This window comes from Paenibacillus sp. JNUCC 34 (assembly GCF_058269055.1).
In genome coordinates this window covers 4,225,757-4,250,310 of record NZ_CM177770.1, presented here as the reverse complement: position 1 = coordinate 4,250,310, position 24,554 = coordinate 4,225,757, and the positions used below count along the sequence as shown (strand labels likewise).

General features: G+C 49.5%; 16 protein-coding genes. 15 read left to right on the top strand and 1 reads right to left on the bottom strand.

The window, feature by feature from the left end:
• The first annotated feature begins 30 nt into the window (after nucleotides 1–30).
• The 10 genes from grpE (at nucleotide 31) to AC2TF5_RS19925 (ending at nucleotide 9,187) form a co-directional block, all read left to right on the top strand.
• Nucleotides 31–645, top strand: a complete 615-nt coding sequence (gene grpE / locus AC2TF5_RS19970) for a nucleotide exchange factor GrpE (RefSeq protein WP_491298894.1) — start codon at nucleotides 31–33, stop codon at nucleotides 643–645.
• 94 nt (nucleotides 646–739) lie between these two features.
• A complete protein-coding gene (dnaK, locus tag AC2TF5_RS19965; RefSeq protein ID WP_491298893.1) occupies nucleotides 740–2,578 on the top strand; it encodes a molecular chaperone DnaK in 1,839 nt (612 codons plus the stop codon).
• A gap of 108 nt (nucleotides 2,579–2,686) precedes the next feature.
• Nucleotides 2,687–3,808, top strand: coding sequence for a molecular chaperone DnaJ (gene dnaJ / locus AC2TF5_RS19960; RefSeq protein WP_277883733.1), 1,122 nt, complete (start codon nucleotides 2,687–2,689; stop codon nucleotides 3,806–3,808).
• Between the two features lie 205 nt (nucleotides 3,809–4,013).
• Nucleotides 4,014–4,385 (top strand): hypothetical protein, encoded by a 372-nt coding sequence (locus tag AC2TF5_RS19955; RefSeq protein WP_491302951.1) that lies wholly within the window; start codon nucleotides 4,014–4,016, stop codon nucleotides 4,383–4,385.
• A 33-nt stretch (nucleotides 4,386–4,418) separates the two neighbouring features.
• Nucleotides 4,419–4,619 (top strand): YfhD family protein, encoded by a 201-nt coding sequence (locus AC2TF5_RS19950; protein ID WP_491298892.1) that lies wholly within the window; start codon nucleotides 4,419–4,421, stop codon nucleotides 4,617–4,619.
• Between the two features lie 173 nt (nucleotides 4,620–4,792).
• Nucleotides 4,793–5,767: a 50S ribosomal protein L11 methyltransferase gene (gene prmA / locus AC2TF5_RS19945; RefSeq protein ID WP_491298891.1), complete on the top strand. Its 975-nt coding sequence runs from the start codon at nucleotides 4,793–4,795 to the stop codon at nucleotides 5,765–5,767.
• A 2-nt stretch (nucleotides 5,768–5,769) separates the two neighbouring features.
• Nucleotides 5,770–6,453 (top strand): site-2 protease family protein, encoded by a 684-nt coding sequence (locus AC2TF5_RS19940; protein ID WP_491298890.1) that lies wholly within the window; start codon nucleotides 5,770–5,772, stop codon nucleotides 6,451–6,453.
• A gap of 94 nt (nucleotides 6,454–6,547) precedes the next feature.
• A complete protein-coding gene (locus AC2TF5_RS19935) occupies nucleotides 6,548–7,318 on the top strand; it encodes a 16S rRNA (uracil(1498)-N(3))-methyltransferase (RefSeq protein WP_491302950.1) in 771 nt (256 codons plus the stop codon).
• A 2-nt stretch (nucleotides 7,319–7,320) separates the two neighbouring features.
• Nucleotides 7,321–8,664, top strand: a complete 1,344-nt coding sequence (mtaB, locus tag AC2TF5_RS19930; RefSeq protein ID WP_491298889.1) for a tRNA (N(6)-L-threonylcarbamoyladenosine(37)-C(2))-methylthiotransferase MtaB — start codon at nucleotides 7,321–7,323, stop codon at nucleotides 8,662–8,664.
• A gap of 91 nt (nucleotides 8,665–8,755) precedes the next feature.
• Nucleotides 8,756–9,187 carry an NUDIX hydrolase gene (locus AC2TF5_RS19925; protein WP_491298888.1) on the top strand — a complete coding sequence of 144 codons (432 nt, stop codon included), beginning with the start codon at nucleotides 8,756–8,758 and terminating at the stop codon, nucleotides 9,185–9,187.
• Here the strand turns inward: AC2TF5_RS19925 and AC2TF5_RS19920 are convergent.
• Entirely contained in the window at nucleotides 9,184–10,158 is a 975-nt protein-coding gene (locus AC2TF5_RS19920; RefSeq protein WP_491298887.1) for a Na/Pi cotransporter family protein, read from the bottom strand. The two genes, AC2TF5_RS19925 and AC2TF5_RS19920, sit on opposite strands and share 4 nt — an antisense overlap.
• 223 nt (nucleotides 10,159–10,381) lie before the next feature.
• Here AC2TF5_RS19920 and AC2TF5_RS19915 point away from each other — a divergent pair, with 223 nt between their 5' ends.
• The 5 genes from AC2TF5_RS19915 to AC2TF5_RS19895 all read left to right on the top strand — a co-directional run bounded on the left by AC2TF5_RS19915 (nucleotide 10,382) and on the right by AC2TF5_RS19895 (nucleotide 24,475).
• Complete coding sequence (locus tag AC2TF5_RS19915) at nucleotides 10,382–11,755, top strand: class I SAM-dependent rRNA methyltransferase (RefSeq protein ID WP_491298886.1); 1,374 nt, start codon at nucleotides 10,382–10,384, stop codon at nucleotides 11,753–11,755.
• Nucleotides 11,756–12,109: 354 nt separating this feature from the next.
• Nucleotides 12,110–15,628, top strand: coding sequence for a helicase-exonuclease AddAB subunit AddB (addB, locus tag AC2TF5_RS19910; RefSeq protein ID WP_491298885.1), 3,519 nt, complete (start codon nucleotides 12,110–12,112; stop codon nucleotides 15,626–15,628).
• 8 nt (nucleotides 15,629–15,636) lie between these two features.
• The gene (gene addA / locus AC2TF5_RS19905) at nucleotides 15,637–19,755 is read left to right on the top strand and encodes a helicase-exonuclease AddAB subunit AddA (RefSeq protein ID WP_491302949.1); all 4,119 of its coding nucleotides are present in this window, start codon (nucleotides 15,637–15,639) and stop codon (nucleotides 19,753–19,755) included.
• Nucleotides 19,756–19,847: 92 nt separating this feature from the next.
• On the top strand, nucleotides 19,848–21,026 hold the full coding sequence (locus AC2TF5_RS19900; protein WP_491298884.1) for a metallophosphoesterase family protein: 1,179 nt from the start codon (nucleotides 19,848–19,850) through the stop codon (nucleotides 21,024–21,026).
• Entirely contained in the window at nucleotides 21,023–24,475 is a 3,453-nt protein-coding gene (locus AC2TF5_RS19895) for an AAA family ATPase (RefSeq protein WP_491298883.1), read from the top strand. Before AC2TF5_RS19900 ends, AC2TF5_RS19895 begins: the two co-directional genes overlap by 4 nt.
• Nucleotides 24,476–24,554: the final 79 nt, after the last annotated feature.

The following is a 24,554-nucleotide window of genomic DNA, read 5'->3' as shown; positions in this document are numbered from 1 at the left end:
GTTTATGAATATTAGGAGGTGGAAGGCATCTTGAATAAAGACGAAGTAAACACAGTACAAGATCCAGTAAACGAAGAAAATATGGAACAAACTCATCATGCCGCATCGGAATCCGGTGAACATCCGGAGGTGCAGGAGTTTTCTAACGAAGAGAATGTTTCCCGAGAGGTTGATTCCTCAGAAGAGGGTGGCCTTCAGGTTGAAATAGAGAAGCTAAGAAATGAAATGTCGGAACATCAGCAGCGCACCCTTCGTGTCCAAGCTGATTATGACAACTTCCGTAGACGCACCCAAAAAGAAAAGGAAGAGTTGGCTAAATATGCTTCTTCCAAGTTGGTTACCGAGCTCTTGCCGGTATTCGACAACTTTGAGCGCGCATTAGCCGCTTCAGAGGATAATCCGGAATTTGAGTCATTCTCAAAAGGTGTAAGCATGATCTTCCGTCAGCTTGAAACGGTGTTGAATACGGAAGGCCTAACAGCTATGAACAGTGTTGGTCAACCGTTCAATCCTGAATTTCATCAAGCAATCATGCAGGTGGAGAGCGATGATTATGAGGAAGGTATCGTCGTTGAGGAAGTTCAAAAAGGCTATATGCTGAAAGACAAGGTGCTTCGACCGGCTATGGTTAAGGTAAGCATGTAATAGGCTTTATCCATTGTCGACTTTAAATAAATCATAACTGTAATGAACCACACACCCTTTTCAGTGTGTGAAATATGAAGGAGGATATTATCTCATGAGCAAAGTAATCGGTATTGACTTAGGTACTACCAACTCTTGTGTAGCGGTAATGGAGGGCGGCGAAGCTGTTGTCATTCCGAACCCGGAAGGCGCACGCACAACCCCATCGGTTGTAGGTTTTAAGAAAGACGGCGAACGCGTTGTCGGTGACACAGCGAAGCGTCAAGCGATCACCAACCCTGACCGTACAATCAGCTCGATTAAGCGTCATATGGGTACGAACCATAAAGAAACGATTGATGGCAAAGAATTTACACCTCAGGAAATTTCCGCTATCGTGCTGCAAAAGCTGAAATCGGATGCCGAGGCTTATTTGGGCCAAACCGTAACTCAAGCCGTTATTACCGTTCCTGCATACTTTAATGACAGCCAGCGTCAAGCAACAAAAGATGCCGGTAAAATCGCTGGACTTGAAGTACTGCGTATTGTCAACGAGCCAACAGCAGCAGCACTTGCTTACGGCATGGAGAAATCCGAAGATCAAACGATCCTCGTATATGACCTTGGTGGCGGTACGTTTGACGTATCCATCTTGGAACTCGGCGATGGCTTCTTCGAAGTTAAAGCTACAAGTGGTGACAACAGCCTCGGCGGTGATGACTTCGACCAAGTAATCATTGACTATCTGGTTGCCGAATTCAAAAAAGACCAAGGCATTGACCTGAGTAAAGATAAAGCTGCAGTTCAGCGTTTGAAAGATGCTGCTGAGAAAGCGAAGAAAGAGTTATCCGGTATTTTGACAACAACCATTTCCCTTCCGTTCATCACTGTGGCTGACGGCGTGCCTCAGCACTTGGAAGTAAACCTGACTCGTGCGAAGTTCGAAGAATTGTCCGCGTCCCTCGTGGAACGTACACTCGGACCAACTCGTCAAGCTCTTAGCGATTCAGGTATGACACCTAACGATATTCACAAAATTGTACTTGTAGGTGGATCCACTCGTATCCCTGCTGTTCAAGAAGCGATCAAGAAATTGACCGGTAAAGAGCCTCATAAAGGTGTTAACCCGGACGAAGTGGTTGCCCTTGGTGCAGCTGTTCAAGCTGGCGTTTTGACAGGGGATGTAAAAGACGTCGTTCTGCTTGACGTAACTCCGCTCTCCCTGGGTATCGAAACGGCTGGTGGTGTTTTCACCAAAATGATCGAACGTAACACAACGATTCCTACAAGTAAGTCCCAAGTGTTCTCGACTTATGCAGACAGCCAGCCTAGCGTTGAAATTCACGTTCTGCAAGGTGAGCGTCAAATGGCAGCGGGCAACAAAACTCTCGGACGTTTCATGCTGGGAGATATTCCTCCAGCACCGCGCGGTGTACCGCAAATCGAAGTTACTTTCGACATCGATGCCAACGGTATTGTAAACGTGTCTGCAACGGACAAAGGCACAGGTAAGAGTCAAAAGATTACCATTACTTCTTCGAGTGGTCTGAGCGATGAGGAAGTAGAACAAATGATGAAGGATGCCGAGCTTCATGCAGAAGAAGACCGTAAGCGTAAAGAGCTCGTTGAGGCTCGCAACAATGCTGATCAGCTCGTGTACACTACTGAAAAAACGCTGAAGGATCTTGGCGATAAAGTGGACGCTTCCGAAATCGATAAAGCGAACGAAGCGAAAGAAAAAGTGAAAAAAGCTTTGGAATCCGATAACCTGGAAGAGATCAACACTGCAACCGAAGAGTTGACCCAAATCGTTCAGGAATTGTCTGTGAAGCTGTATGAGCAAGCAGCTCAAGCTGAACAAGCTGGAGGAGCTGGTGAAGCTTCTCAAGAAGCTCCGAAGAAAGATAATGTAGTTGATGCTGAATACGAGGTTGTTGACGAGGATAAAAAGTAAGGTTAATCTGAATAGATCTGAGTCAAGGGAAAGTCAAAGCGCGAATCCCGCACTTTGACTTTCCTTTTGTCCAGCATTGTGAGTAATGAGTGAATTGGGGGTGGAACCGTGGCTGAAAAGCGTGATTATTACGAGGTGTTAGGCGTTGGCAAGGACGCATCGGATGACGAAATTAAAAAGGCATACCGAAAAATGGCGCGTCAATATCATCCAGATGTAAACAAGGCCGATGATGCCGAAGCTAAATTCAAAGAAGTTAAAGAGGCATACGACGTATTGAGCGATAGCCAGAATCGTGCGCGTTACGACCAATACGGACATATAGATCCTAACCAGGGAATGGGCGGCGGTGGTTTCTCCGGCGACTTCGGCGGAGGATTTGGAGATATTTTTGATATGTTCTTCGGCGGCGGTGGACGCCGTGACCCGAACGCACCACAGCGGGGGAACGATTTGCAGTACACGATGACCGTCGAGTTCAAAGAGGCTGTCTTCGGAAAAGAAACAGACATTACGATTCCGAGAACGGAAACGTGTGATACCTGTGACGGCTCCGGCGCGAAGCCGGGTACGAAACCGCAAACCTGCGGTGTCTGCCATGGTAGCGGCCAGCAGGAGGTTGCACAGAACACGCCGTTTGGTCGCATGGTGAACCGGCGTGCTTGTTCCAATTGTAACGGCACCGGCAAAATCATTAAGGAGCGCTGCAGCTCCTGTCATGGTAACGGTAAAGTCAAGAAACAGCGTAAAATCCATGTGCGTGTGCCAGCGGGTGTCGATGACGGTGCTCAACTGCGCATGACTGGTGAAGGCGAAGGTGGACTGCGCGGAGGACCAGCAGGTGATTTGTACATCGTCATCCGTGTGAAACCGCATGACTTCTTCGAACGTGAAGGAGACGATATCTACTGTGAAGTACCACTTACCTTTGCTCAGGCGGCACTCGGTGACGAAATCGAAATCCCGACGCTGACTGAAAAGGTAAAGCTGAAAATTCCGGCAGGCACGCAAACAGGCACCTTCTTCCGCTTGAAAGGAAAAGGAGTTCCACGTCTGCGCGGCCTTGGGCAGGGCGATCAGCATGTGAAGGTGGTTGTTATTACGCCAAGCAAGCTGAGCGAAGAGCAGAAGGAACTGCTGCGTCAGTTCGCATCTTTGGATGGAGAGCAGACCCATGAGCAAGAACAATCCTTTTTTGACCGTATGAAAAAAGCTTTCCGCGGGGATTAAATATAGCTGTGACTTAAAGCTCGGCCGAAATGGCCGGGCTTTTTGTTTTACCCTTAATTCAAGCCTGCTCTGGATGTTGGAAGACGAATCAGGTACGGGGCTACTCGTGCCCCGGAATAAAACGGCTCTGGATGAAGCACGCTAGGAAAGGTTCCGTATAGCATCGGATGGAACAATTTCAGAGGATAAAGCGCAGGTGAGTTTAGTGACTGAAAAAAATATTTTGGCGTATTTCAAAACCCCGGATGAAGCCCAAGGTGTAGCGCGTAAGCTACAGGCATTAAGAGTTGCGGATATGTCCATCGACCGGTTCAGTGCATATCCGGGTGGAGAACTGAACAATACCATGCAGCCTATGACGGGCGATATTGTCAGTTTGACATCGATGACCCTGAACTCTTCACTCACCAACCGTTCCTCAGGAATATTAGGTGCAGTAGATCCTTCAGCGAGCGGCATGAGTGACGGAAGTCAGGATGGTCCGGATGGGCGGGATATTCTGCTTACGGTAGTGTTGGATGAGAATGTATTCCATCAGGCAATGAGCATAATTGAAGATGCCGGAGGTATGGTGTAGGTAGCATAATCCAGCGGAAGGAGAATGAGCTAAATGCGTAGAAAGATGAAAGGAAGAATAGCAGATAAGACCGAAAAGTTGATTACACTCCAGTCTGCAAAAGCGGAGGATGTGGAATTTTCCGCTTTAGAGGCCGACCAAGACGATATGGAGGCCTTAAGCCGCAGTGAGGCAGCCGACAAGCGGCAACTCAAAGAGATGTTTGATAATCACGATAACGAAAACGAAAAATAGCAAGTACGCAGGTCACTTCTTGGCAAGTGTTCAAAAGGTCTCTTCAGCGGGATGGATTCGGCTGGAGGGGCCTTGTTTTTCTAGAGATAAATAATTAATCCTTAAATTTTGTAACAGGGGTCCTCAGTATAGTACAATATTACTTATGTAAAAACGAGGAGGATCACCTAAATATGTTATGGCATGAATTAACGATACATACTACAGAAGAAGCTGTAGAAATGATTTCTAACTTCTTGCATGAAGCTGGAGCCGGAGGTGTCTCGATTGAAGAGTCCGGCACGTTGAATAAGAAACGGCATACACCTCATGGAGAATGGTTTGGGGATGTTCCTTTTAATGATATTCCTGAAGGACACGCGGTCATAAAAGGCTACTTCTCCGAAGAAGTAAACCTTGAAGAGATCCGTAATGAAATCTCTCCGCGGGTTGAGGAGCTTTCGGAGTTCGGAATTGATACAGGTGATGTCCGTTATGAGATAAAGACGGTAAACGAAGAAGATTGGGCAACGGCATGGAAGCAGTACTTTAAACCGATTCGTGTCTCCGAGAGGCTTACGATCAAGCCGACCTGGGAGGAGTATACCCCTGAATCAGCCGATGAACGGATTATTGAGCTTGATCCGGGTATGGCGTTTGGTACAGGTGCACACCCAACGACCTCCCTCTGTCTTCGTGCCTTGGATTCCGTAATCCAAGGCGATGAAGAAGTTATCGATGTCGGTACCGGTTCTGGGATACTTTCCATAGGTGCGATTCATCTGGGCGCCTCCAAGGTGCTCGCACTGGATCTCGATCCGGTGGCGGTGCTCTGCGCGAAGGATAACACGCGCCTGAACGGTATGGAGGATAGAATTACGGTTAAAGAGAGTGATCTCCTCACGGTTATCACAGAAGGAAGCGGCTTTGAGGATCTTGGTGTTAAGCTTCCAGTAAAGGTTGTCGTAGCTAACATATTGGCCGAAGTTATTCTTCTGTTTGTGGATGATGTTTATGCGGCTTTACAATCTGGAGGTAGCTATATTGCTTCCGGTATTTATAAGAATAAATTCGATGTTGTTGAGCAAGCGCTGATTTCTTCCGGTTTTGAAATTGCGGACGTGTACCGTGAGGATGACTGGGTTGCGTTTGTGGCGAGGAAGAGGTAAAAATGGAATTTTTGGATCAACTGCTGTTTTATCCGCTGGAGCGGCTGCCTTTTTATTTATTAACCTTGATTATTGCGTTCACGCTGCATGAATTTTCCCACGCTTATTTCGCGAACAAGTTCGGTGATCCGACAGCGAAGCTGCTTGGAAGGGTCACGCTGAACCCTACGGTTCATTTTGACCTGCTGGGTATTATCCTGCTCCTCATTGCTGGTTTTGGCTGGGCCAGACCGGTGCCGGTCAATCGGGAGAACTTTAGCAATCCGCGGCGAATGGGTATTATCGTGTCAGCTGCCGGCCCTCTCAGCAATTTCCTACTGGGCATCGTAGGATGTTTGATATATGCCAGTATGTATCAATTTGGAGTCATTGATGGAATAAGCAACGCTAAGGCAGTTCAGGGCATTCATTTCTTTTTCGATACTTTTATCGTACTGAACTTCTTCCTGTTCCTGTTTAACCTCGTTCCACTGCCGCCGCTGGACGGTTACCGTATCGTTGAAGATCTGGTACCGCGCCGTGTACGCGCGAAGCTGCAGCAGTTTGAGCAGTGGTCCATCATGATCTTCTTGTTAATCATTGTGATTCCGGGTTTTCAAAATTACACGATTCGACCGCTCTATGATGCAGCTTATAAGTTATCTGTCTTTTTCCTGAATATGTTTAAGACCCTGTTCGGAGGCTGATTTGAAGCTTTATGCTAATGATTTTCTCTGGTCAGGTTGAGTGAAAAGTTGTATGATGAGGTTTGGCGATTTTGAGATAGGTGAGGATAAAGATATGCAGCGATATTTCGTTTCACCCGAACAGTTCAAGGAAGACCGCGTGGACATTACCGGGGAAGATGCCAGACATATTACGAAGGTCATGCGGGGCAAGCCGGGAGATACTTTCATCGTTAGTGACGGTGTATCCCGTGAAGCTCTGGTGGAGATTGAAAGTATAGAACAGACAAGTGTTATTGCCGTAGTAGTTGAGCCGATGGAGATGGATCACGAGCCTCGCCTAAAGGTGACGATTGCTCAGAGTCTGCCCAAGGGGGACAAGATGGAAACCGTCATCCAGAAATGTACAGAAATTGGTGCGGTTACATTTGTTCCGTTTTTATCCGAGCGCACTATTGTCCAGTATGACGCGAAGAAAGAAAGTAAACGTCTGGAAAGGTGGCGTAAGATCGCCAAGGAAGCAGCGGAGCAGTCTCACCGTAACATGATTCCTGCGGTCGAACAGCCGCTAACCTGGAAAAAGCTGCTGGAGACGTTTTCCAACTACGACGCCGTTTGTTTTTGCTATGAAAAAGAGCACGGTTCCCAACTTAGGGACGTGCTGAGGCCATTTACAGCGCAGGCATTACAGGAACCGGGATCGACCGCCAGTCTGCTGCTGCTCGTCGGTCCCGAAGGCGGGTTCACTGAAGAAGAATGCAGAAAGGCCGAAGAAGCGGGAGCTGTTTCTGTCGGGCTTGGACGCAGAATTTTGCGTTGTGAGACCGCAGGAATGACTGCGCTGGCATGCGCATTGTATGAATCCGGAGAAATGGGGGGAGTTTGAATATGCCATCCGTAGCGTTTTATACGTTAGGTTGCAAAGTCAATTTTTACGATACCGAAGCCATCTGGCAGTTTTTCAAGAATGAAGGCTACGAACAGGTGGATTTCGAACAAACTGCTGATGTTTATTTGATTAATACCTGTCATGTGACGAATACTGGTGATAAGAAGAGCCGGCAGATGATCCGCCGCGCCGTACGCCGTAATCCGGAAGCGATTGTGGCAGTGACGGGCTGTTATGCCCAAACTTCGCCTGCAGAAATTTTGGGTATTCCGGGCGTGGATCTTGTTATCGGCAATCAGGACCGCGATAAGATCATGAGTTTTGTTCACGAAATTGAACAACAACGCCAACCGATCAATGCGGTCCGCAACATTATGAAGACCCGTGCGTTTGAGGAAATGGACGTGCCCGATTTCGCGGAACGTACTCGTGCTTTCCTGAAAATCCAGGACGGCTGTAACAACTTCTGCACGTTCTGTATTATTCCATGGTCTCGTGGTCTGTCGCGCAGTCGTGATCCGAAGAGTATCATCCAACAGGCTGAACAGCTCGTTAGAGCCGGTTACAAAGAGATCGTGCTGACCGGTATTCATACCGGAGGATACGGCGATGATATGGAGGACTACTGTTTATCTGATCTTCTGTGGGATCTGGATCGTGTAGAAGGCCTTGAACGTATTCGGATCAGTTCCATTGAGGCAAGCCAAATCGACGACAAGATGCTCGAAGTGCTGAATAAATCTTCTAAGATGTGCCGTCACCTACACATTCCGCTCCAAGCAGGGGACGATACGGTATTGAAGCGTATGAGACGTAAATACACGACGGAAGAGTTCCTAACCAAGATGAAGTTGATTCGTCAAGCAATGCCTGATCTGGCTATTACAACGGACGTTATTGTAGGTTTCCCAGGTGAAACCGACGAAATGTTCCAGAATGGCTATGAGCTGATGAAGGAAATCGGATTTTCTGAAATGCACGTGTTCCCTTACTCCAAACGGACGGGGACTCCGGCAGCGCGTATGGAGGATCAAGTGGATGAAGAAGTAAAAAATGCGCGTGTTCACGATCTGATTGATTTATCTGAGCAGCTGCAGCTTGCCTACGCAGAGCAATTTGTAGGTCAGGTGCTTGAGGTTATTCCTGAACGGGAATATAAAGGATCGCCAAATGGTGGAAAAATGCAAGGATATAGTGAAAACTACCTGCAGCTTGTCTTCAATGGCAGTCCTGAACTTGAGGGACAAGTATGCCGTGTGAAGGTAACCAAAGCTGGAGTGAATGAGTGCGAAGGCGAGCTAGTTAGTGTCATCGAAAACGGAATGACGGCTGCTGCCCAGTAAATTGTACAAAAGACGGCTGCCATACCTGACAAGGATTTCATTTCCGTTAAAGGAGGTGAAATCCTTGTTGTACATGAAGGAGGATGCAGATATGAATCGAAAAGAAATTTCCGCAGGTGGTGTTGTGTACCGTCAAAAGGACGGAGCACTTCAAATTCAGCTGATTCAAGATCGTTATGGAAAAACTTCTTTAGCCAAGGGCAAGATGGAGGCCGGTGAAACTGTAGAGGAAACGGCTCTACGCGAAATATGGGAAGAGACCGGAATTGTCGGTGAAATTATTTCCCACGTCGATATTATTGCTTATAAATACAATCATCCCGAGTACGGAGTAGTCGATAAGGAAGTACACTATTATTTAGTAGAAGCCGGAGAAGGTACCTTGAAACCTCAGATTGAGGAGATTAACGGGGTCGACTGGTACGAGCCTCAAGCGGCTTGGAAAAAACAGTGCCAGAGCGGTTACGGTAATAACGATGTCATCCTGCGTAAGGCATTGGAGCTTCTAAAGATCAGTGTTTAGATGAATTTAGAAGCTTTCTGCCAAAAAGGCAGATAACATAGCGGCAGGGCGAGCAGGGAGCAGACGACGTTAAAAATGGTCTGAGCATGGGCGATTTGGCTACCCGGATTTGCTGCAAGCCAGCCGGAAACGGTCGTAAGCGTTCCGATAAAGGGTGCAAAGAGCAGCGCTCCGCCTATATTTAGCCCTAAATGCGACCAGGCTACAAAACGTCCAGCCTGGGTGCTGCCGATTGCAGCGATAAGGGTGGTTACACATGTGCCGACATTTGCGCCAAGCACTATGGCAACCCCGAGAATAGGAGGCAGTACACCGCTTACTCCCAGGCTCATGGCCATGGCGATAACAGCAGCGCTGCTGTGCATTAGAGCGGTGAGCGCCGCGCCGGCCACTATTCCCCAGAAAATGCTTCGTGATGCATGATCGAGGAACCATTGGAACAGGCCTAACTGCTGAAGGGAAGGACCGATGGATTGCATCACTCGTATACCTAGTAGTACAAGGGCAAATCCGGCTAAAGAGAGACAAAGAAATTGAGTCTTCTCAAACCTGCTCCGCATCTCGATAAGTCTGGATGGCAGCCGATCGTTCAGAATGACGGCTGCTGCCCAGACCATCAGCGAAAGAATGAGCAGAGGCAATGCTGCCTGTCCGATCTGAAGACTGATCAGCTCGGTTGTCAGGGTGGTGCCGATATTGGTGCCGAGAATAATGCCTAGTGTTCCTGCATAATTCAGGAGCCCGGCATTAGCGAAACCAATCGCCAGTACTGTGACAGCCGTACTGCTCTGCAGTAGAGCGGTGAGACCTGTGCTGGTCATCATTCCTTTTAACGGCGTGGACGTTGCTTTATTCAGCCATTGGTGGAGCATAGGGCCAGCAAAACGCTGAAGTGAAATCTCCATGACCTTCATGCCCAGCAAAAACACGACGAGACCGTAAGTGACTGGAAACCAGAGTGTTGAAAACATGAGATTCTCCTTTGTGAGGTCTGTCTTTGTTTTAGAGATAAAATGTGTAAACTTCGGAGCAAACAGCATCCTTATCTCGCAAGAAAAACTACCGCTAAACGCGGTCTTTCTACTGTGAAGATACATCGATAGACGTTTTTCTTATTAATTACGTATATGATCCCTTACGGACACACATGCCAGTGATTGTCCGAAGGGAAAGAAATCAGGGAGTGAAGTATGAATGCCATCGGTCATTTTGGATCGCAGCCGAAAGAAGAGATTGGAACAAAGTCATCCATGGGTTTTTAAAAGTGAAATAGCATCGGTTGAGGGAAATCCGGTACCTGGTGAGCTGGTTCAAGTGATGAATCATCAAGGCCGGTTTCTGGCCACAGGTTACTACAATCCGAAGTCGCAAATTACGGTTAGAGTTGTCTCTTACCAGCCGCTTGAGAAGATGGACCGTAATTTCTTTGTGTCCCGCTTTAAGGATTGTTTGAGACATCGCGAACGGTTTATCGGTGATGAAAATGCGTACCGGCTTGTGTACGGGGAAGCTGATTTTCTGCCTGGGCTGATTGTTGACCGCTTTTCTGACGTGTTGGTTGTTCAGCTGTTGACACTCGGTATGGATCAATGCCGTGACAGTATTGTCGAAGCGCTTGTGGAAGTGATGAACCCGGCTGGTATTTATGAACGCAGTGATGTTTCCGTAAGGGAACTGGAAGGTTTGGAGCAGCGCAAAGGAACCTTGTATGGGGAATGTCCACGACATGTTAAAGTTACCGAAAATGGCCTGAAGATTAAAGTCGATATTGAAGAAGGACAGAAGACAGGTTATTTCTTTGATCAGCGTGAGAATAGAGCCTCCATACAGCCGCTGATGACCGGATGGGGAGATCGGAGCGGAATTACACTGCAAGAACTTGAGCGGGACGGCCAAATGTTGCAGGTTCCAGTAAACAAAAGCGGTAAAGAGGTTACGTTCCCTTATTGGGACGGGGCAACCGTTCTGGAGTGTTTTTCCCATACGGGAAGCTTTACTTTGCATGCTTGCAAATATGGAGCCAAGAAGGTTACTTGTCTCGATATTTCCGAGCATGCCATTGATAGTGCCAGAGAAAACGTGGAGCTGAACGGGTTTCAAGACCGTGTCGAATTTGTCGTGGATGATGCTTTTCAATTTCTTCGTTCACAGGTTAAGGGAGTGGAGGAACGTGAAGAGCGTGCCCGGGGAGAGCATAAGGTGGATACTTCAAAACCTTTGACGGCCGGAGGTGGACGTACATGGGATGTTGTCATTCTCGATCCTCCTGCTTTTGCCAAGAGCAAAGGAGCGGTAAAGGGAGCGTGTCGCGGTTATAAGGATATCAACCTCCACGGTATGAAGCTGGTAAACGAAGGCGGATATCTCGTTACAGCAAGCTGTTCATACCATATGCGACCGGATCTGTTTCTAGAGACGATCAAGGAGGCTGCCCAGGACGCCGGTAAAATATTGCGGCTTGTAGAATGGCGTGCTGCCGGTAAGGACCATCCCCAAATTCTAGGTGTGGACGAGGGGCACTATTTGAAGTTTGCGGTGTTTGAAGTCCGCAGTAAAACGAATTTGTAGAATACTGGAGACTGCTCCATACAGCGATGTATTATCGTTGATGAGGCAGTCTTTTTTTGTCTGGAGCACAGCTAACGAACCGCTTAAAAGATAGAGCTATAACAACGGCTTAAATGACGGTTGCCCGTGTATGACTGTAATGGTAATAGAATCCAAACATATGTTCCTTCATTCGGCAGTTATGCTATACTAAATGCTATACTAATAGACACCGTCTTTATAAAAATATAAAGAAGTACAAGTTGGTAATTCAGTTTAGAAGATTTGTCCATGAAGAAGATCTGTCACTACTTTAGATGTTTAAATATAAGAAGTTTTTTTAGATTATAGCTTAGAGTTTTGAGGAGGCATGACATGTCGATTCGTTTTATCATCGGACGTTCGGGAAGCGGAAAGAGCACTGCAATAAGTGAAGAGATTACAAGACGGCTTGAGGAAGATCCTCATGGAAAGCCCATCATTTTGATCGTACCGGAGCAAGCATCCTTTCAGGCGGAGAATACGATTATCACCTCAGGCCGTATCAGAGGCATTCTTCGCGCTCAAGTACTCAGTTTCCGCCGGCTCGCTTATCGGGTTATGCAGGAGACCGGCGGCTCTGCCCGAGTCGCCATTAGTGAGGAAGGCAAGCGGATGCTGCTGTACAAAATTATCCAGCGACGCAAAGAGGAGCTGAAACTGTTCGGCGCATCCAGTGAAAAGCTTGGATTTGTAGGTAAACTTAGTGATTTGTACACGGAGATGAAACGATACTGCATTGACGCTTCCAGTGTTGAGGATCAGCTTGAGCATATGGTTTCCTCTACTGGAAGTCCTCCGATGCTGCGTCGCAAACTGGAAGATGTATTAACGCTGTACCGGGATTTTGAGCACGAGCTATCCCCGCTATATATGGATGAAGAGGATACTTTGGTAACGCTCGCCGAAGGGATTGCCTCATCGGAATATATCCGCAGCGCGGATATATGGATTGACGGATTCCACGGCTTTACACCGCAGGAATATGTGGTTCTCCGGGAGCTGATGCAATATGCTTCATCGATAACGACTGCGTTGACGTTAGATAAGCCTTATATGAATGGTGTGCTCCCGCATGAGCTGGACTTGTTCCACCCTACAGCTGTGACATACATAAAGTTGAAAGGTATTGCTGACGAATTGGGTTTGGAATCGGTACATACGGTGCTTAGCCCGGATACGCTACCGAGGTTCAAGGAACGTTCCGTGCTGGCACATCTGGAACGAGGCTATGACCGGAAAACTCGATGGCGTCCTCTGAACGGTGATGAAGTAGGGAAAACGGAAGGTTTGTCGCTATACGCTGCGGATAACCGTCGTGCGGAGGTGGCGGGAGCTATCCGCGAAATGCTGAGGCTGGCGAGGGAAGAAGGAGCAAGATTCCGCGAAATGGCGGTATTCGCCCGTAATCTGGCAGACTATGAGCATATGATCGGTCCGCTGTTCCGTGAATATGGTGTGCCATACTTCATGGACCAGAAGCGCAGTGAGCTTCATCATCCGCTAGTTGAGTTTATACGTTCTGCTCTGGATGTGATTGGCAAGCGCTGGCGTTACGAAGATGTATTCCGTTGTGTCAAAACAGATCTGCTTCTTCCTTTGGATGGTTCGCTTTCCAGAGAAGACATGGATGCGATCGAGAACCATGTACTCGCATCCGGCATCCAAGGCTCTCGTTGGAGTGATGGACGCCCTTGGAAAGGGATACCGAGTCTATCTCTGGAAGACGGAGACGGGGGAAGTCGGAGTCAGCAGGCAGAAGGGCTCCATATTATCGAACAATGCCGCGCCGCCATTACTGGGCCTCTTCATGCTTTTGAGAAGAGGATGAAGAAGGGGGCGACAGCAAGAGATAAAGCTACAGCGGTCTACAGGTTGCTGGAAGATGCTGATGTGCCAGGGAAGCTGGATCTGATGAGCCGGGCGGCACTGGATGCCGGCAGACCGGAAGAAGCCAGAGAGCACCGTCAGATTTGGGGGGCTGTACTGGACCTGCTGGATCAGATTGTCGAAATGATGGGTAGTGAGAAACTGAGTGCCGAGATGTTTACAGGAATGTTGGATACGGGCTTAACGGAGCTGAGAATGGCACTTGTTCCGCCATCCCTTGACCAGGTACTTGTGGGCAGTATGGATCATACCCGCTCCGGAGGCGTGAAGTATGTATTTTTATTAGGGGTTAACGATGGCGTTATTCCAGCACAATTCCAGGATGATGGAATATTGACGGAGCAGGAACGGGTTACTCTTGAGAGCTCGGGCATGGAGTTAGCCCCCAATATTTCCCGCCGTTTGCTGGATGAGCGTTTTTTGATATATACGGCACTAACTAGCGCCAGCCGCCAGCTGTGGATCAGTTACCCGGCAGCAGATCATGAAGGAAAAGCGCTGCTGCCATCTGAGGTGGTACGCCACATAAAAAGAATGTTCCAGCTAAAAGAGCAAGTGCTTTATGCTGAGCCTCATGGTGGGCAGTCTCCTGAGGAGCAGGGACGATTTGTGGCCGGAAGCGGAAAATCGCTGGCATTTCTTGTTGGCAGACTCCGTGACTGGAGAAATGGTGAAAGCCTGCCGTCTTTATGGTGGGAAGTGTATAACTGGTTCGCCCGCAATCCGGCATGGAAGGATCAATTGGGCAGCATGCTGTCTTCGCTCTCTTACCACAATGAGACACGGAGTCTTGCGGAAGAGACGAGCCGTCGTTTATACGGAAGCAAGCTACGGACAAGTGTATCCCGGATGGAGCGTTTTGTCGCGTGTCCGTTTTCGCATTTTGCATCCCACGGACTCAAGCTACGGGAGCGTCAGATGTACCGGCTGCAAGCTCCGGATATTGGGCAGCTGTTTCATGCCGCGCTTAGCGATATGGCGTCTCGCTTTAAGGATCAAGAACGGAGCTGGGGTGAGCTGAGTGCGGATGAATGCCTACGCGAAGCTGAGGCGACGGTAGACAGACTTATTCCTATGTTACAGGGAGAAATATTGCTTAGCTCCAAAAGATACGGATATATATCCCGTAAGCTGAAAAACATCGTCGGGCGCGCCTCTGTCATATTAGGGGAGCAGTCGCGCAGGGGGAGCTTTGAACCGGTCGGTCTGGAGCTGGATTTTGGGCCAGACAAGCCCATCCCGCCGCTTGTCTTCCAGCTCCCGAACGGGGTGTTGATGGAAGTGGTCGGACGGATCGACCGTGTTGATATGGCGCGCGGTGAGAATGGAATTATGCTGCGGGTAATTGATTATAAATCGAGCCAAAAAGATTTGCGATTGCACGAAGTGTACTATGGATTGTCACTACAGATGCTGACCTATTTGGATGTACTGCTCACGTTTGCGGAAGATTGGCTTGGAGAGAGCGCATTGCCTGCAGGCACGCTCTATTTCCATGTTCATGATCCGTTGCTTCAGTCACCCAATGGCATGAACCCTGAGCAAGCAGCAGAAGAACTATTGAAACGATTTAAGATGAAAGGACTGCTGCTGGCTGATCGTGAGGCTGTGTCCTTAATGGATTCTTTTCTTGAAAAAGGCCACTCTGCCATACTCCCTGTAGCCATCAAGGCCGACGGGAGTTTCTACAGCAGTGCGGCTGTAGCTACACCGGACCAATGGGATACGCTGTTATCGGCCGTAAGAGAAAATATTGTCACGATCGGTTCGCGTATTACGGACGGGGAAGTGGCAATTGAGCCGTATCGGATTCAGCAGGAGACAGCCTGTACACATTGCTCATACCGTCCTGTTTGTCAGTTTGATGAGGCGATGGAAGGCAGCAATTATCAGCTGCTTGGGAAGCCGGGTAAGGACCAGGTATGGGATCTGCTCGGTCAGATGAAAGGAGGAGACGGAAGGTGAACGGAATCATGACAAAGCCGGAGGGCAGTATGTGGAGCGATGACCAATGGAGAGCGATCGCGAAGAGCGGGAGCGACATCTTAGTAGCCGCTGCCGCAGGTTCCGGTAAAACCGCCGTGCTGGTCGAGCGTATCATCCGCAAAATAACGGATGAGAGCGCAGGCTTCAGCGTGGATCGTCTGCTCGTGGCCACATTTACTAAAGCGGCAGCAGCCGAAATGCGTGAGCGTATACGGGAAGCACTCGAGAGAGAGCTGGAGAACGACCCCGACAATGAACACTTGCGGCGCCAGCTCGCATTGCTGGGACGTGCCTCTATTACAACGCTGCACTCTTTCTGTATGGAAGTGATACGGCGTTATTATCAGCTGATACCACTTGATCCGGGCTTCCGGATATTGAATGAGCACGAAGCGGAACTGATGCGCCAAGACATTTTGGAAGAGTTGTTTGAGGAAAAATACGGAGATGCCGAGCAGGGAGGGACTTTCCTACAGCTAGCCGACTGGTTCAGCGGGGAGCGTAGCGATGATGCTCTATACCGGCTGGTTCAGCGGTTGTACAATTTTTCTCGCAGTCACTCCTGGCCTGATCGTTGGCTTCGGGATACCGCCGCAGAATTCCAAGTGGCAGACACAGCAGCGCTCGGTGAGACGGGCTGGGTACAGAGCATCCTTGCCGATGCGCGCCTGGCTCTTTCCGGAGCAGCGGGTCTGCTTGAACAGGCGCGTTCCGTAGCCCTTATGCCGGGAGGACCGGCTACGTATGCTGCCAATTTGGATGAGGATAAAGCATTGGTGGATTCTCTGCTTGCAGCGGTCAACAACGATCCATGGGAGCAGCTGTATGATCGGTTTCGGGATGTTTCCTTTGGCAAACTGAAATCCGTCCGCAAGGATGAGGTGGTTCCTGAATTGCAGGAACGGGTCAAGGAACTGCGGGACAATGTGAAAAAAACAGTGAATGAGCTTAAAACAGCTCTGTTTGGGCGTCCGGCCTCTGAATTTATGTATGAGCTTCAGATAGCAGCTCCGCTTATGAGTGAGTTGGTGGAGACGGTTATTACATTCGCTGACAGATACCGTGCAGCCAAAGCGGCCAAGAGCACAGTGGACTTCAATGACCTGGAGCATTACTGTCTCCAGATTCTAAGGCATCCGGACTCGGATCCGAGTCACCTTATGCCATCCGATGCTGCACTAGAATACCGCGAACAGTTTGATGAAGTGCTGCTCGACGAATATCAGGATACCAACAATGTGCAGGAGGATATTGTTCGTCTGATCTCCCGGGAGTTTCCCGGAAACCGATTTATGGTCGGGGACGTCAAGCAAAGTATCTACCGTTTCCGATTGGCTGAGCCGGGATTGTTTCTGGATAAATACAAGAATTACGGATCAGAAGCTGCATCAGGGTCTGAAAACGCCGAGCATCTCCAGGGTTCTTCTGGAATCCGGATCGATCTCGCACGGAACTTCCGCAGCCGAATGGAGGTTGTGGACGCCGTTAATATGCTGTTTCGGCAGATCATGAATGAGTCCGTAGCTGAAATTGCGTATGATCAACGGGCAGAGCTCGTGTGCGGTGCATCCTTCCCACAATCAGACTTAAGGAATGAAGATGGTGTAAATGGTGGTCCTGGACAGAACCCATATGCTCCGGAACTGCTGCTGATTGACCGCCTTGGCCAGGAGTCTGAGGAACCGAAGGATGAGGAAGGCCCGATCGAAGGAATTTCTTCTGAAACGGAGCGGCTGGAGATGGAAACCGCACAGCTGGAGGCTCGTGCGATTGCCCGTCGGATCCGAGAGATGACCGGGGAAAATGGGAAGCCGCTGATGGTGTATGATAAGCTGCTTAAATCGATGAGGCCAGCGCAGTACGGTGATATGGTTATCCTGCTCCGATCTGCTATGGTGTGGGCCCCCTTAATTATGGAGGAGCTCCGGCAGGAGGGGATTCCTTCATTCGGCGAACAGAACAAGGGATACTTTCAATCGATTGAAGTTGAAATCATGCTTTCTTTACTTCATGTGATAGACAATCCGCGTCAGGATATTCCTCTTGCTTCTGTTTTGCGGTCACCGATCGTTGGATTAACGGAAGAAGAACTGGCACAGGTTCGCCTTTGTGCATCAGGAACGTTTTACGATGCACTTTCAGAAGCCGTTAGCACATTCGAGCCTGCGCTGCCTCAAGGGGTAGGGATTGATACTGGCCGTTGGTTTACGGGTATAGAATTGTCGGGGTTTGCTGAGGCGGCGGCAGGTCTGGCTGATATTCAAGACATCAGAGAAAGCTCAGGGATCACATCGGACTCTCCAGATCAGAGGCCAGTGATATCCGCTGAAATGTTCGGAAAGCTGAAGAAGTTCATGGAGAGACTCCACAGCTGGCGTAAGGAAGCGCGTCAGGGAAGCCTCAGTGACCTGATATGGCACATCTACAGTGAGACGGGGTATTTGGACTGGATCGGTGGTCTGCCGGGTGGCACCCAGCGCAGAGGCAATCTGACGGCGTTATATGACCGGGCTGTTCAGTACGAACAGGATACCTCATCCAGAGGGCTGTTCCGCTTCCTGACGTTTATCTCACGTCTGCGGGATAACGGTGGGGATCTTGGCGCAGCAGGCGGGACAGAGAGCCAGGGCAATGCCGTTCGTCTGATGACGATTCACAAAAGTAAAGGCTTGGAGTTTCCAGTTGTGTTTGTTGCCGGAATTTCAAAAAACTTTAATCAGCAGGATCTGAATGTTCCTTTCCTGATGCATAAAGAGCTAGGGTTCGGCCCGAAGTATGTGGACGAGAAGCTGCGGGTCAGTTATCCGACACTGCCGAATCTGGCGATTCGTCGCAGGTCGCAGCTGGAGCTTCTGGCCGAGGAAATGCGTGTGCTTTATGTGGCGCTAACCAGACCGAAGGAGAAGATGATTTTGGTCGGAACCGTTAAGGATCTGCCGAAAAAAGTGAGCAGTTGGGCTCAAGCGGACAGTACACTCGAGCTGCTTTTGCCTGATTATATGCTGGCTAGAGGACGCAGCTATCTGGACTGGATCGGACCGGCGATTATACGTCATCCATCTGCCGGAGGGCTTCGGGAAGCTGTAGGATTGCAGTCTCTGGAGCATACAGCTCTGTCTTCGGACAATAACGACTGGATCATTCATATGGAGAAATCCGATTCTTTGTCCGGAACAACGATCGTGAACGATGAAGAGGAAATCCCTGAAGCTGAACGGGCCGAGAAGGAGTCGGCACTGCGCAACTTGGAGCCTGTTGCCGATATCGGTTGGAAAGAAAAGGGCAGTGTACAGGAAATGAGACAGGATATTTACCGCCGTCTAAGCTGGTCATATCCCTTTGCGGCGGTGAGCGGGATATCTGCGAAAACGTCTGTCACAGAAATGAAAAAGCTGCTGGCTATGCAGGATAATCCATCACTCGATATGCTAGAGGAAGCTACAATCCGCAGACAGCAGGAAGAGAAGCAGGTGGATGCGAGTTCATTCACGCTGCATCTGCGGCGGCCCAAATTTATGGAAGACGCCACATTGACTCCTGCAGAGCGGGGAACGGTTTATCATACGGTTATGCAGCATTTGCCTATCAGAAGCAGTACGGATCTTTCGGTCGTTGAGGGGACCATTGCGGAGTTGACGGAGAAAGAGATTATTACGAGAATACAGGCTGATGCCGTAACTCCGGAACATATTTTGGGAATCCTTCATTCTTCAGTAGGTGTGAAGCTTCTTGAAGCGCAGCAGATCTGGCGCGAGATGCCGTTCTCTTATGGTCTGTCAGCATTAGAAGCTTATAAAAATCTGTCTTTTCTAGGCTTTGCAGAAGGTAAAGATGAATCCTCAATTCGTGATGCCCAGCTTCTTAACGATGAGACCGTCTTAATCCAAGGGGTCGTGGATTGCTTGTTTCGTCTCGATGATAAGCTGATTTTGCTGGACTATAAAACAGATCGTATACTGGAACACCGTGGAGGCATCGAATCATTAACGGAGCATTACCGTTTTCAGCTGGAGTTGTACAGTAAGGCGCTTCAGGATATTTTGGGTGAACCTATCCATGAACAATGGCTCTACTTTTTCGATGGGGGCCATGCAGTGCTCTTATAGATTATCAATGGATTTTGCAATTTTTAAAGAATATATATTTTCTTTGAGCTTATTTAGCGTTCAGGGACAGTGGGAGAGGGGAACTAGGAGTTATGCGGATTTTGCATACGGGTGACTGGCATTTGGGCCGGACGCTTGAAGGCCGGAGCCGTTTGGCTGAGCAGGAAGCATTTTTGGACGAGCTCGTAAGGATGGCGGATGATCAGCATGCGGATCTCATATTGATGGCAGGTGATGTGTATGATTCCGTTAATCCGCCTGCAGCGGCGGAGCAGTTGTTTTATGATGCTGCCGCACGGTTAACTGATGGAGGACGGCCGCTTGTCGTCATTGCGGGAAACCATGATCAGCCCGAGAGGGTGTCGTCTGTGACACCGCTTGTGGCAAAACGCGGTATCACCTTGGTTGGGCTTCCCTTGGCGGAAGCTGTTACAGTAACAGCTTCCAGAACAGGAGAAATCGCCAAAATCGCAGCTCTCCCGTATCCATCTGAGGCAAGATTGAATGAGTTGCTAACCGCAGACGGCAACGAGGATGATCTCCGCCGTGCGTACAGTGAACGAGTGGGGAAGTTAATGCAGATGATGGCCCGCGATTTTTCACCGAAGACGGTCAATCTGGCCATGAGTCATATTTATGTACTCGGCGGGCTGGAGAGTGAATCAGAGCGTCCCATTCAGGTGGGGGGGGCTTACACGGTCGATCCTTCGGCTCTGGCGGTTGGTGCCAGTTATACGGCCCTCGGCCATCTTCACCGCCCGCAAGCTGTCAAAGGTGAGGGGATAATCCGTTATAGCGGATCGCCTTTGGCCTACAGTTTTTCGGAAGCGGGTCAAGCTAAATCGGTGACCATGGTAGATGTTTCTCCTGGCAGCACTTCGGTCGTCGAGGAGCTGTTTTTGAGCAGTGGACGTCCACTCGTTCGCTGGAAGGCGAAGGCGGGGCTACAGGAGGTGTACCGGTGGCTTGAGGAGGAGCGTGATCCGGATGCTTTTATAGATCTAGAAGTTTCACTGACCGAAGCAATGGGAATGGCAGACATTCAGCGCCTTCGCAAAAGTCGCGACGGTATCGTACACATCCGGCCAATATACCCTGAGATGGAAGCGTTGGAACTGAATACGGAGCGCTCTAGGCTTCCACTGCCTGATTTATTCCGTAAGTTCTACCAGCGGCAGACCGGAGGTGCAGAGCCGGAGAACAGCCTGGTTGATCTCTTTATGGAGCTTGTGGATGAAGAAGAAACAGAAGTAGCGGGGGTGAGTGAATGAAGCCGATTTTACTCAAAGTAGCCGGTCTTCAAAGCTACCGGGAACCGCAGGAAATCGATTTTGAACAGCTGTGCGAGACTGGATTATTCGGTATATTTGGACCAACTGGGAGCGGTAAATCGACATTGCTGGACGCCATTACTTTGGCGATGTACGGCAAGGTGGAGCGTGCGGTAAACGGCACGCAGGGCATTATGAATCATTCGGAGGACAGCTTGGCCGTTTCCTTTACCTTTGAGCTGGCCTCTGCCGATGGTCCAGAGCGATACCGTGTGGAACGCCGATTTAAACGGGTTAATGAGCTGTCGATCAGCAATACGATCAGCCGATTTGTAGTAATCACGGACGAGGGGGAGGCCGTAATTGCGGACAAGCTGGCCGACGTTACCCGGTGTATTGAAGAGAAAATAGGTCTGAAAATGGATGATTTCACTAGAGCGGTCGTGCTTCCCCAAGGAAAATTTGCCGAGTTCTTGTCACTAAAAGGCAGCGAACGGCGGCAAATGCTTCAACGGCTGTTTCATCTGGAGCGCTATGGTGACCAGCTTGCCATGAAACTTAGCCGCAGGGTGAAAAATAACGATGGGGCATTAAAATCGGTCGAAGCGGAGCAACAGGGTCTTGGGAACGCAGGCAAGGAAGCGGTAGCAGAAGCCGAGAAGGTGATGTCGGATGCGGTGGTGCATGCGGAGGAATCTAGAAAAAATTTCAAGGCAGCTACTGATCGAAGTGAAGCTTTAAGCAAAGTCCGCGAACTGGATATGGAGCAGCGCCGTCTAAGAAGCAAGCTGGATGACTTATCGGCACGTGAAGAGGAGATTAAGAGTTATGAAAAGCAGCTGGAGCTTGGTGCGGCTGCAAAACTGCTTATCCCGGCTCTGGATTCGCGCCGAGAATCTGCGAAAGCCCATGAGAATTTGCTCGCTAAAGCGGAACTGCTATTTAGGCAATCGGAACAGTCAGAAGTAGCGGCTGAACGTGCTTGTACGGCAGACGACGCTGCTCAGATGCTTTTATCTGCAGAAGAGCCTAAACTTCTACTTCGGGCTGAGCAGTTGGAACAGGCGGCTGTTCTTCAGCGGGAAAGGGATGCTCTTCACCTTGAGCTTATCGCTCTAAATGATCAGCGATCCAAGGCCAGAAAGTCATTGGATAGTATTAATGAGCAGCTTCATAAGGAACAGGAGCTGCTTGAAAGAGGAAGAAAACGCCGTGAAGAGCTTCAGGAGGATCTGAAACAGCTTGAGACTAGGGCACAGGACCGTCAAATGTTGCATGAGGCTATGCAGAAGCGGCAGTCGCTCCTATCGGCTGAACAACAGTTATTCAAAGCGGAGACTGAGTCTAAAGAACATAGCATACAACAGCAGCACATCGAGCGTGAGCTGAAAGAAACCTTGTACATCGAAAAAGAAATACAGCGTCAGCTGGAGCAGCTTGCTCAGGAATCTGAACAGTTTAGACACTCGGCTACCGATGCTTCAAAGCTGGCGGATCAAGCAGCAGAGAAGGCGGCAGAAGCGTCTAGAGCTATGAATGAATCCTTCCGTGAACAGCAGCTTCACGCCTTGTCGCTTTCATTGACTGCCGAGCTTCGTGATGGAGAAGCCTGTCCTGTATGCGGTAGTCTGCACCACCCTGCGCCGGTTCAACCAGATACCCTCTCAGATCAATCCGGTGAGCTGCAGCAGGAACGCCTTCGTCAGGTACAGGAAGAGATTCAAGAGCTGCGGCTGGTCCTTCGCCAGCAGTTAAACGAAGCATCGGGATTACCTGTTCCGGCTACTGTCCAGGAAATGTCAGACTCTATGACGGATAAATCTAAGAGTAATGCCTTAACAATTGCATTCTCCGAAGCGGCTGTTGGATTAGCGCTAGAGCATAATGACGGTCTATCGCAAGTTGCAGAGCTTGAAAAGCTTCAGCATTTTGTATCCACCTTGAAAGCATTTGCTTCTACACAAGCGGAGGCTTTGCATCAATGCCGGGAAAAGACTTCAATATACCAACAGAAACTTGGTTCCCTGCAGCAGGAGTTGGCCAAGCGGACAGCTTCTGCTGAGAACGCGCGCACTTCGTCCGAACAGTTTGGGAGAAAACTGAGCGAATTGAGAGAAGATATTAACGTTTTAAAGAAAAAGTGGGGTGAGAGTAGCCCCGGTCTTGATCTACAGGCTGTGGAGTTCCGCTTTAAAGAAATGCAGGAACGGGATGCCAAAGCCGAATCCGTAAAGGATGGACTTGACCGGAGTGTACCATTTCTGGAAGAGAAGAAGCAGGCTGTGTTGAATCTTGAGAGTCAGATCCGTGAACTTGAGAAGCAGCTCATTCAATGGGACGCACAGCATCAGGGCAAGCAGGAGCTAATGCAGGAGAAAGAGGAGCGGCTTCAGTCGTGGATAGGAGACCGTTCCGCTCAAGAACTGCTGCAGGAATGCAAGCAGCGGCTGCAACATTTGAAATCCGCTGCCGATCATTCCCGGCAGGAACGCCGCAAGGCGGAAGAGATGAAGCAACAGGCTACTAAAGAGACGGCTATCGCTAAGCAGGCCGCGGATTCCGCTGCCGAGCACGCGAAGACGGCGGAACAGAGATGGCTTGCCCAGTTGGACGACTCGCCGTTTGCTACCGAAGAAGGGGTTCTTGAGGCGTTCATGACTCCACAGGAAGCTGACAAATGTGCTGCTCACGTTCAAGCTCACCGTGAAGGGCAACGTGAATGGTCACTGCGGCTGAAGGATATCGAACTGAAGCTGAACGGAGCAACGTTCAGTGAAGAAGATTGGCAGGAATGTTGCCAAAGTCTCGAGCAGTGCCAGCAAGCAGATGAAGCGGCAATACAGTCGAAAGCCCGCGCTGAGCGGGATTTGGAGGACCTCAGGCAACGCCATATCCGGTTTATGGAGCTGGAAGAGCGCCGAAGTTTACATTCCATAGAGGGAGAGCGTCTGTCGAAGCTCCAATCCTGTCTGCGTGGAAATGCGTTTGTGGAATATGTTGCAGAAGAACAGCTGATGCAAGTCAGTCAATCGGCTTCAGAGCGGCTGCGGTTTCTTACAAAACAGCGTTATTCTCTGGAGGTCGATTCGGGAGGTGGATTTGTTATTCGTGATGACGCGAACGGGGGAGTCCGCAGGCCGGTTTCAACGTTGTCGGGCGGAGAAACGTTCCTGACATCTCTCTCCTTGGCGCTGGCGTTATCTGCTCAAATTCAACTCAGAGGGCAGTATCCTCTCCAGTTCTTTTTCTTGGATGAAGGGTTTGGAACATTGGACCCTGAGCTGCTTGATACAGTCATTACTTCTCTGGAAAGACTGCATAACGATCAACTCACCGTAGGCATCATCAGCCATGTGCCTGAGCTGAGGGCACGTCTGCCCCGCAAACTGGTTGTACGGCCTGCTGAACATTCCGGCGGGGGATCGAAGATTGTTTTGGAGACGATGTAATCACATTTATACCCCGTGATATTTTTCACAGAGACAGCTGCAAGCGGCTGTTATAATACAGCTAAGCCGACATTCTTAT